The sequence below is a fragment of the Streptomyces cellostaticus genome (genome assembly GCF_001513965.1).
Taxonomy (GTDB): Bacteria; Actinomycetota; Actinomycetes; order Streptomycetales; family Streptomycetaceae; genus Streptomyces; species Streptomyces cellostaticus.
Window position 1 is genome coordinate 1 of sequence record NZ_KQ948085.1, and the last position, 8,535, is coordinate 8,535.

The following is an 8,535-nucleotide window of genomic DNA, read 5'->3' on the forward strand; positions in this document are numbered from 1 at the left end:
ACGCTCGCCGCCCAAAAGCACGGCCCGGTGCTCGAACACCGACCGCGACACCGCCAACGACCAGCCCACATCCACCGGATCCAACTCCGGCCGCCCCGACACCCACTCCCGCAACCGCCCCGCCTGGGCGGCCAAACCTTCCGCCGACCGACCCGACACCACCCACGCACCCACACCCGACACCACAGGCCCCGTGCCCTCGGCGCCCGCCTCAAGCTCACCGACCTCAACAGCCGGAGCCTCCTCGACGATGACGTGCGCATTCGTGCCGCTGATGCCGAACGCGGACACACCGGCCCGGCGCGCGCGCTCCCCGGCGGGCCACGGCACCGGATCGGTCAGGAGTCGTACCTCACCCTCGGACCAGTCCACGTGCGGCGAGGGCTCGTCCGCGTGCAGTGTCGCCGGCAGCTGCTCGTTCCGCAGTGCCAGCACCATCTTGATGACGCCGGCCATGCCCGCGGCTGCCTGGGTGTGGCCGAGGTTGGACTTCACCGAGCCCAGCCACAACGGCCGTTCGTCGGCGCGCTCCTGGCCGTAGGTGGCGATCAGGGCCTGTGCCTCGATGGGGTCGCCCAGCGGGGTGCCCGTGCCGTGTGCCTCGACCACGTCCACGTCGGCGGCCGACAGCCGGGCGTTGGCCAGGGCGGCGCGGATCACCCGCTGCTGCGAGGGGCCGTTCGGCGCGGTCAGGCCGTTGGAGGCGCCGTCCTGGTTGATCGCAGTGCCCCGTACCACCGCCAGCACGCGGTGTCCCTTGCGCTGGGCTTCGGACAGCCGCTCCAGGACGATCATTCCGGCGCCCTCGCCCATGCCCATGCCGTCGGCGGCTGCGGAGAACGCCTTGGACCGTCCGTCCGCCGCCAGTCCGCGCTGGCGGGCGAAGCCCACCATCTCCCACGGTGTCGCCATGACCGAGACGCCGCCGACCAGGGCCAGCGAGCACTCGCCGGACCGTACCGCCTGGGCGGCCATGTGCAGCGCCACCAGCGACGACGAGCACGCCGTGTCCACGGTCACCGCCGGGCCCTCGAGGCCGAGCACGTACGACACCCGGCCGGAGATGATGCTGGTCGCGTTGCCGGTCACCAGGTGGCCTTCCAGCTGCGCGGTGCCGTCCTGCGCTCCCAGTTGCATGCTGGCGGCCGCGTAGCCGGAGGAGTACCCGCCGATGAACACGCCGGTGCGCGAGCCGCGCAGCGCGGCCGGGTCCACTCCGGTGGACTCCAGGGCCTCCCAGGACAGTTCGAGCAGCAGCCGCTGCTGCGGGTCCATCGCCACCGCTTCGCGCGGGCTGATGCCGAAAAATCCCGCGTCGAACTCGGAGGCCTGGTGGAGGAATCCGCCCTCGCGTGCGTAGGTGGTCCCGGCGTGCCCGGGGTCGGGGTCGAACAGGGCCGCGGTGTCCCATCCCCGGTCCTGCGGGAAGCCCGAGATTCCCTCGCCGCCGGTGGCCAGCAACTCCCAGAGTTCTTCGGGGCTGTTCACGCCGCCGGGGAAGCGGCAGCTCATCGCCACGACGGCGATGGGTTCGCCGTCGACGGGCGCGGTGGCCGTCACCTCCGGGGCGGCCGTGTTCTCGGCGAGGGCGCCGAGCAGTGTCACCCGCAGGTGATCGGCGAGCACCGTCGGGGAGGGGTAGTCGAAGAGCAGCGTGGCGGGCAGTCGGAGTCCGGTCACCGTGGCGATCCGGTTGCGCAGCTCGACCGCGGTCAGTGAGTCGAAGCCCAGCTCGCTGAAGGCCCGGCTGGGTTCCACGTCGTCGGGGCCCGAGTAGCCAAGTACCGCGGCGGCTTCGCCCCGGATCGTGTCGACCAGCATCCGGTCCTGCTCGGCGCGGGACAGGCCGGTCAGCCGCTGGGCCAGTTCGCCTTCGGCCTGTGGCGCGTTGGCGTCGGCCTGCACCGCCGCCTTCAGTTGCCGGGCGTCCGGCAGGTCGCGCAGGAACGGTACGGCGAGGACCTCGGCGGCGCCGGGGGCGGCCGCGAGCTTGGGCCAGTCGAGGTCCATCACGGTCAGTACGGTGTCGGGGCCGGCCAGTGCCTCGCCCAGTGCCTTGACCGCCAGGTTCGGGTCCATCAGGACTTCCCAGCTGTTGCGGCGCAGCCGCTGCCGGGCCGCCTCGCTGGCCTGGGACACGCCTTCGCCGGCCCAGGGGCCCCAGGCCACCGACAGCGCGGGCAGGCCGCGGGAGCGCCGGTTTTCCGCGAGCCCGTCCAGGAAGGCGTTCGCGGCCGCGTAGTTGGCCTGGCCCGCGCCGCCGAAGGTGGCCGCGCCGGAGGAGAACAGGACGAATGCGTCGAGGTCGAGTTCTGCGGTCAGTTCGTCCAGGTAGGCGGCGCCGGCGGCCTTGGCCGAGAGCGCGGTGGTCAGTCGTTCGGCGTTCAGCCGGTCGAGCACGCCGTCGTCCAGCACGCCCGCGGTGTGCATGACGGCGGTCAGCGGGGACCCGCTCGCCGCGATGTGGTCGACCAGTCCGGACAGGTCGGCGCGGCGGCCGCTGTCGCAGGTGCTGATCTCGACATGGGTCCCGGCCGTGGCCAGCTCGGCCGCCAGCGCGGCCGCACCCGCCGCGCCGGCTCCGGACCGGCTGGCCAGGACGAGCCGCTCGGCACCGCGGCCGGCCAGCCAGCGGGCCACGTGGCCGCCGATGGCTCCGGTTCCACCGGTGATCAGTACGGTGCCGCGCGGCGTCCAGTCCCGTCCGGACTTGGGCTGCGGGGCCCGGGTCAGCCTGCGGCCGAGGATGCCGGCGGGCCTGATGGCCACCTGGTCCTCGTCGCAGCCGGCGAGTACGGCGCACAGGCGGCCTGCGGCCCGTTCGTCCAGGACGGCGGGCAGGTCGATGAGGCCGCCCCAGCGGTCCGGCTGTTCGAGGGCCACGACCCGGCCGAGTCCCCAGGTCTGTCCCTGCACCGGGCTGGCCAGCACCTCGCCCGGCCCGGTGGCTATGGCCCCGCAGGTGAGCATCCACAGGGGTGCGACGATCCCGGCGTCGGTCATCGCCTGCAGCAGGGTCAGCGTGCCGGTCAGTCCTTCGGGCACCACGGGCCAGGCCGCGGTCGGCGTCTCGTCCAGCGCGAGCAGGGACACCACTGCGGAGACTCGCCCGTCGGCGGCGTCCTGCAAGGCCCGTGTGAGGTCGGCGGCCAGCTGTTCGCGCTGTGCCGTGCCCGCCTCGACCTCGACCACCTCGACACGGGTGCCCCGGGCGGTGAGCGCACGCAGGCAGGCCTGGGCCAGGTCTGCGGCGGTACCGGTCTGGTGCGCGGGGATCGCCACCAGCCAGGTGCCGGCCGGTGCGGCCGGTGCCGGGTCGATGACCGGGGCCCAGGTGACGCGGTAGCGCCAGTTCCCGGTGACGTCCCGTTCCCGTTCGCGCCGGCGCCAGGACGCCAGCGACGGGAGTACCTCGCTGAAGGACCGCTGTCCGTCCACCACCAGGGTGTCGGCCAGCTGTTGCAGGTCTCCGCCTTCGACCGCGGCCCAGAACCGGGCCTCGGCCTCTGTTCCCGCGCCGTCTCCGCCGACGACCGCCGGCGCAGCCGTCTGGGAGGCTGCGATCCAGTACCGCTGGTGCTGGAACGCGTAGGTGGGCAGGTCGGTGCGCGCTGCGGCGGGCAGCACCTGCTGCCAGTCGACGGTGGTGCCGCCCACGTGCACCTGCGCGAGCGCGGTCAGCAGGCGCCGGGGGCCGCTGTCCTCGCGGTCCAGGGTTCCGGTGATCACCGGGACGGCGGCCGTTCCCAGGTCCTCGATCGTCTCGGCGATCCCGGTGGTGAGCACCGGCTGCGGAGACACCTCGATGAAGGTCCGGTTCCCGGCCTTGGCCAGCTCCCGGATCGCCTCGTCGAAGCGGACGGTCCGGCGGACGTTGGCGAACCAGTACTCGGGGTCCAGCTCGGGGCCGTTCATCCAGCGGCATTCGACGGTGGAGAACATCGGGATCCGTCCGGCTCCCGGCCGGATCCCGGCCAGGCTTTCGGTGAGCTGCCCGGCCAGTTCCTCTATTCCGGCGGAGTGCGCCACGAAGTCGGTCACCGGGATCGGCCACCGCATGACATGCCGGGCCGAGAGTTCGGCCCCGAACTCGGCCAGGGCGTCGGTCTCGCCGGAGACCACGGTGGCCGCGGGTCCGTTGATCGCCGCCACCGAGAGCCGGTCGCCCCACGGGGCCAGCAGTTCGCGTACCGCCGCGACCGGCATCACGACCGAGAGCATGCCGCCGCCGGTGCCGAGCCCGGACAGCGCCCGGCTGCGGATCGCCACGACCTTGGCGGCGTCCTCCAGCGACAGGATCCCGGCCACCGTGGCTGCCGCGATCTCTCCCTGGGAGTGGCCGACGACGGCGCCGGGCGTGACGCCCGCCGCCTCCCACACCGCGGCCAGCGAGACCATGACCGCCCACAGGGCCGGCTGGACCACGTCGGCCCGTTCCAGGTCGGGCGCGCCGTCCGCGCCGGCCAGCACGTCGGTGAGCGACCAGTCCACGTACGGGGCCAGGGCCCGCTCGCACTCGGCCAGCCGGGCCGCGAACACCGGCGAGGAAACCGCCATTTCCCGTCCCATGCCGCCCCATTGGGCGCCCTGGCCGGGGAAGACGAAGACCGCCTGGCCCTCCTCGGCCGCCGCGGCCGTTCCCATGACGACCCCGGGCCGAGGCTCCCCGGCCGCCACCGCGGCCAGGCCCGCCGCGAGGTCCTCGCGGCCGGTACCGGTCACCACGGCCCGGTACTCGAAGACGGAACGGGTCAGTGCCAGCGACCAGGCCACGTCCGCCGGGTTCAGTTCCCCTCGCGCCGTCACGTACTCGGCCAGCCGGGCCGCCTGCAGCCGCATGCCCTCGGAGGTCCGCCCGGACACGACCCAGGCGGAGGCCGCGGGGGCGTCGATGACCGCGGCGGCGTCGGGTGCTCCGGCTCCCTCGGTCTCAGCGGGAGCCTCGTCGTCCGCCGGCTCGGGGGCTTCTTCGAGGATGATGTGGGCGTTGGTGCCGCTGACCCCGAACGAGGACACACCGGCACGGCGCGGGCGGCCGTCCGTCTCCCACGGCCTCGACTCGGTCAGCAGCCGTACCTCGCCGGCCGACCAGTCCACGTGCGGCGAGGGCTCCTGCGAGTGCAGCGTGGCGGGCAGTTGCCTGTTCTGCAGCGCCAGCACCATCTTGATCAGTCCGCCGATGCCGGCCGCGGCCTGGGCGTGTCCGATGTTGGACTTCACCGAGCCCAGCCACAACGGCCGTCCCTCCGGCCGGTCCTGGCCGTAGGTGGCGATCACCGCCTGTGCCTCGATCGGGTCGCCGAGCACCGTGCCGGATCCGTGCGCCTCCACCACGTCGACATCGGCGGTCGACAGTCGTCCGGCGGCCAGCGCCGCCCGGATCACCCGCTGCTGCGAGGGGCCGTTGGGCGCGGTCAGACCGTTGGACGCACCGTCCTGGTTCACCGCGGACCCGCGCACCACGGCGAGCACCGGGTGTCCGTTGCGCCGGGCGTCCGACAGGCGCTCCAGCACCACCATGCCCGCGCCTTCGGCGATGCCCATGCCGTCGGCGGCGGCACCGAACGACTTCGACCGGCCGTCGGGAGCGAGCCCGCGCTGCCTGCTGGTCCATACGAACAGGTCGGGGGTGGCCGCCACGAACGCCCCGCCGGCCAGCGCCAGCGAGCACTCCCCCGAGCGCAGTGCCTGCGCGGCCAGGTACACCGCCACCAGCGCTGACGAGCAGGCCGTGTCGACCGTCACCGCCGGGCCCTCCAGGCCGAAGGTGTAGGCCACCCGGCCGGAGAGCACGCTGGTCGTGGTGCCCGTCAGCAGGTGTGCTTCGAGGCCCTCGGTGGCCCCGCTCACGCCGTATCCCGCGAAGCTCGCGCCGGCGAACACCCCGGTCTGGCTGCCGCGCAGCGCCGACTGGACGATGCCCGCCCGCTCCAGGGCCTCCCAGGACACCTCCAGCAGCAGCCGCTGCTGCGGGTCCATCGCCAGCGCCTCACGCGGGCTGATCCCGAAGAACCCGGCGTCGAACTCGGTCGCGTCGTAGACGAAGCCGCCCTGGCGCACGTACGACGTCCCGGCCTGATCGGGATCGGGGTCGTACAGGCTGTCCAGGTCCCAGCCGCGGTCCTGCGGGAACGCCCCGATCGCGTCCGTGCCCGAAGCGAGCAGCTCCCACAGCTCTTCCGGGGTCCTGACCCCGCCGGGGAAGCGGCAGCTCATGCCGACGATCGCCACCGGATCGTCGTCCGCCGGCGCCGCCGTGGTCATCGGCAGGGTCCCGCTCGTGGCCCGGACGCCCAGCAGCTCGGAGCGCAGGTATCCGGCCAGCACCGCCGGGCTCGGGTAGTCGAAGAGCAGCGTCGCGGGCAGCTTCAGCCCGGTGCGCGCGCCGAGCCGGTTGCGGAGTTCGACGGCGGTCAGGGAGTCGAAGCCCAGTTCGCTGAAGGCCCGGCTGCTCCCGATGGCCTCCGGGGAGGCGTACGCGAGCACGGCGGCGGCTTCGGCCCTGATCAGGTGGACCAGCGTACGGTCCTGATCGGCCGTCGGCAGTTCCGCCAGCTGCTGCTTCAGCGTCGAGCCCGCGTCCGGGTCGATGTCGGCGCCGCCCTGGGCCGCGTCCGATCCGGCGTCGTCCAGGGCCTGCCGGACCTCGGGCAGGCTCTCGATCAGGGGGCTGGGCCGGCGCAGCGTGAACGGCGGGGCGAACCGCGCCCAGTCCACGTCCGCGACCGTCACCGGTCCCTCGCCGCCGTCCAGGATCCGGGCCAGCGTCTGGAGGGCCAGGTCGGGGGCGAGCAGCCGCAGCCCGCGCCGTTCCAGCTGGGCTCCGTCGTCCCCGGAGCTCATCGCACCGCCGCTCCACGGACCCCAGGCCACCGAGGTCGCGGTCTTCCCGCGGGCCAGGCGGCTCTCCGCCAGCGCGTCCAGGAAGGCGTTCGCCGCGGAGAATCCCGGCTGCTGGCCGCCGCCCCAGACGGCGGCGACCGAGGAGAACAGGATGAACGCGTCCAGTTCCCCGGTCAGTTCGTCGAGCCAGGCCGCCGCGGCCGCCTTGGCCGCCAGCACCGAGGCGAGTTCCGCGACTTCGAGGCCGTCCAGCGGTCCGTCGTCTATCGCCTCCGCGTTGTGCACGACCGCGGACAGGGCCGGTCCGTCTGCCCCGGTCCAGGCGATCGTCGCGGCCAGATCCGCCCGCTCGCTCACCTCACAGGCCACGACGTCGACCCGGGTGCCGAGCGCGGCCAGCTCGGCCACGAGTGCGGCAACGCCGGGCGCGTAGGGACCGGACCGGCTGGTCAGCACGAGTCGCCGAGCACCTCGGCCGGCCATCCAGCGGGCCACGTGCCCGCCGATCGCGGCGGTTCCGTCGGTGATCAGCACACTGCCGCGCGGCACCCAGCGCTGCGTGGAGCTGCGGGGCTGCGGGGCGCGGGTCAGCCGCCGGGCCAGGATCCCGGACGGGCGGATCGCCACCTGGTCCTCGCCGCATCCGGCCAGTACGGCCGTCAGCCGCGCTCCGGCACGTTCGTCCAGTACGGCGGGCAGGTCGATCAACCCGCCCCACCGGTCGGGGTGTTCCAGGGCCACGACTCGGCCGAGGCCCCACACCTGCGCCTGTACGGCACTGTCCAGAGCCTCCTCGGAGCCGGTGGCGATCGCTCCGCGCGTGGCCACCCACAGCGGTGCGGTCACCCCCGCGTCGCCGAGCGCCTGCACCAGGCCCACGGTCGCGGCCACACCCTGGGCCACCACCGGATGCGCGGGCACGGGGGTCTCGTCCAGTGCGAGCAGCGACACCACACCCGCGGGCTCTGCGTCATGCAGCGCCTGGCCGAGGACGGCCGCCACCTCGGCCCGGTCCACGGCATCGGCCGGGACCTCGGCGACCACGACGTCCGCTCCTCGGGCGGCCAGCGCCTGCACACATCCCCGCGTCAGGTCGTCGTCGGCCTGCCCGCCCGGGGCCACGACCAGCCAGGTCCCGTTCAGCGCACCCGAGGCGCGCTCGGCGACCGGCGCCCAGGTCACCCGGTAACGCCAGTTCGCGGTCACGGACTGGTCCCGCTCCTGGCGCCGCCACGACGCCAGCGCCGGCAGCAGCTCGCCCAAGTACTGCTGATCCTCGATGGCCAGCGTGTCGGCGATCCGGGCCAGGTCACCGCCCTCGACGGCCGCCCAGAACTGCGCCTCGGCCGCCGTGCTCGCACCATCACCGCCGACCAGGTCCGCGGTCGCGGCCGCCGGCTGAAGCCAGTACCGCTGGTGCTGGAACGCATACGTCGGCAGTTCCACCGGCTCTCCGGCCGGCAGGACCTTCTTCCAGTCGACGGTCAGCCCGCCGACGTACGCCTGTGCCAGCGAGGTCACCAGCCGGGTCGCACCGCCGTTGTCACGCTCCAGCGTGCCCACAACCACCACGTCCGCGGTACCCGCATCCTCCGCGGTCTCGGACACCGCGCCCGTCAGCACCGGATGCGGCGACACCTCAACGAACGCCCCGTACCCACCAGTGATCAGCGCACGAACCGCCTCTTCAAA

General features: G+C 73.8%; 1 protein-coding gene. It reads right to left on the reverse strand.

The window, feature by feature from the left end; genetic code table 11:
• Positions 1 to 8,535 (reverse strand): type I polyketide synthase (locus AQI88_RS45650; RefSeq protein ID WP_159050585.1); only part of this gene is annotated, 8,535 nt, incomplete at both ends.